3 protein-coding genes and 2 pseudogenes are annotated in these 1983 nt (G+C 62.7%); all 5 read left to right on the top strand.

Annotation, left to right across the window (positions count from 1 at the left end; genetic code table 11):
* A pseudogene (locus RMO89_RS13770) lies at positions 1–81 on the top strand (50S ribosomal protein L23); the annotation flags it as partial.
* Between the two features lie 10 nt (positions 82–91).
* Positions 92–927, top strand: a pseudogene (gene rplB / locus RMO89_RS13765) (50S ribosomal protein L2).
* Between the two features lie 6 nt (positions 928–933).
* Positions 934–1212 (top strand): 30S ribosomal protein S19, encoded by a 279-nt coding sequence (gene rpsS / locus RMO89_RS13760; RefSeq protein WP_310533788.1) that lies wholly within the window; start codon positions 934–936, stop codon positions 1210–1212.
* Positions 1212–1601: a 50S ribosomal protein L22 gene (gene rplV / locus RMO89_RS13755; protein ID WP_310533785.1), complete on the top strand. Its 390-nt coding sequence runs from the start codon at positions 1212–1214 to the stop codon at positions 1599–1601. Before rpsS ends, rplV begins: the two co-directional genes overlap by 1 nt.
* Before the next feature lie 2 nt (positions 1602–1603).
* A partial coding sequence (rpsC, locus tag RMO89_RS13750) for a 30S ribosomal protein S3 (protein WP_310533784.1) occupies positions 1604–1983 on the top strand: 380 nt, incomplete at its 3' end.

The raw sequence follows: 1983 nt of genomic DNA, 5'->3' as shown, positions 1-1983 counted from the left end.
CCCTATCGCCGTTCGGATTTCAAGAAGGCCGTAGTTCGCCTGGCTGAAGGCCAGTCGATCGACGTCACCTCCGGTATCTGAGGCGCGGACAATGGCACTCAAAAACTATAACCCGACCAGCCCCGCACGGCGCGGCCTGATCCTCGTCGACAAGTCGTCGCTGTGGAAGGGCAAGCCGCTCAAGGCGCTGACCGAAGGCAAGAGCAAGACCGGTGGCCGCAACAACAAGGGCCATGTCACTTCGCGTGGCATCGCCGGCGGCCACAAGCAGTCGTATCGTTTCATCGATTTCAAGCGCCGGAAGTGGGATGCTCCTGCGACCGTCGAGCGTCTCGAGTACGATCCCAACCGCACGGCTTTCATCGCCCTCATCAAGTATGCGGACGGCGAACAGAACTACATCATCGCGCCGCAGCGCCTCGCCGTTGGCGATACCGTTGTTGCCGGTGAGAAGACTGACGTGAAGCCGGGCAACGCAATGCTGCTCAGCACCATGCCGGTCGGCACCATCTGCCACAACGTGGAGATGAAGCCGGGCAAGGGCGGTCAGATCGCCCGTTCGGCAGGCACTTATGTCCAGGTCGTCGGTCGTGACCGCGGCATGTCATTGTTCGCCTGAACTCGGGCGAGCAGCGTTACCTGCGCGGCGATTGCATGGGTACGGTTGGCGCGGTTTCGAACCCCGACAACCAGAACACCAACCTCGCCAAGGCTGGCCGCAACCGCTGGAAGGGCATCCGCCCGCTGACCCGCGGTGTTGCCAAGAACCCGGTCGACCACCCGCACGGTGGTGGCGAAGGTCGTACCTCGGGTGGCCGTCATCCGGTTACCCCGTGGGGCAAGCCGACCAAGGGTGCCCGTACCCGCCACAACAAGCGCACCGATGGCATGATCATCCGGTCGCGCCACGCCAAGAAGAAGAGGTAAGCGACCATGGCACGCTCCGTATGGAAGGGCCCTTTCGTCGACCTGCACCTGCTGAAGAAGGCGGAAGCCTCGCAGGATCAGGGCAGCCGCGCCGCGCCGATCAAGACCTGGTCGCGTCGCTCGACGATCCTGCCGCAGTTCGTTGGTCTGACGTTCAACGTCTACAACGGCCACAAGTTCATCCCGGTTTCCGTCTCGGAAGAGATGGTCGGCCACAAGCTTGGTGAATTCGCGCCCACGCGCACGTTCCCCGGCCATGCCGCTGACAAGAAGGGCAAGCGCTGATGAGCAAGCAGAAAGCTCCCCGCCGCGTTGGTGACAACGAGGCGCTCTCGGTCGGCACGCAGATCCGCGGTTCGGCCCAGAAGCTGAACCTCGTAGCTGCGCTGATCCGTGGTCGCCGCGCTGAAGACGCGATGAACATCCTGTCCTTCTCGAAGAAGGGCATGGCTGTTGATGCGCGCAAGGTCCTCGCTTCGGCGATCGCCAATGCCGAGAACAACCACAACCTGGACGTTGACTCGCTCGTCGTGGCGGAAGCCTCGGTCGGCAAGTCGATCACGATGAAGCGCTTCCACACCCGTGGTCGCGGCAAGTCGACCCGCATCCTGAAGCCGTTCAGCCGGTTGCGGATCGTTGTCCGTGAAGTTTCCGACGAAGCTGGGGAGGCCTGATCATGGGTCACAAGAGCAATCCGATCGGCCTGCGCCTCCAGATCAACCGGACCTGGGACAGCCGCTGGTACGCCGAAGGCAAGAACTACCGCACGCTGCTTGAGGACGACCTCAAGATGCGCAAGTTCATCATGGAAACGCTGCCCCAGGCCGCGATCTCCAAGGTGGTGATCGAGCGTCCGGCCAAGACCTGCCGCGTGTCGATCTATGCCGCCCGCCCGGGTGTCATCATCGGCAAGAAGGGTGCGGACATCGAAAAGCTGCGCTCGCAGCTGGCCAAGATGACCGCCGGCGACGTCAAGCTGAACATCGTCGAAATCCGCAAGCCGGAAGTCGATGCCAAGCTCGTTGCCCAGGGCATTGCCGATCAGCTGATCCGCCG

The organism is Novosphingobium sp., assembly GCF_031424035.1.
In the GTDB taxonomy this organism is placed as follows: domain Bacteria; phylum Pseudomonadota; class Alphaproteobacteria; order Sphingomonadales; family Sphingomonadaceae; genus Novosphingobium.
This window is presented reverse-complemented; position numbering and strand designations above follow the sequence as displayed.

Excerpts from the sequence above, each read along its gene's own strand:
- rpsS (WP_310533788.1), top strand. The coding sequence starts at position 934 with ATGGCACGCTCCGTATGGAAGGGCCCTTTCGTCGACCTGCACCTGCTG.
- rplV (WP_310533785.1), top strand. The coding sequence starts at position 1,212 with ATGAGCAAGCAGAAAGCTCCCCGCCGCGTTGGTGACAACGAGGCGCTC.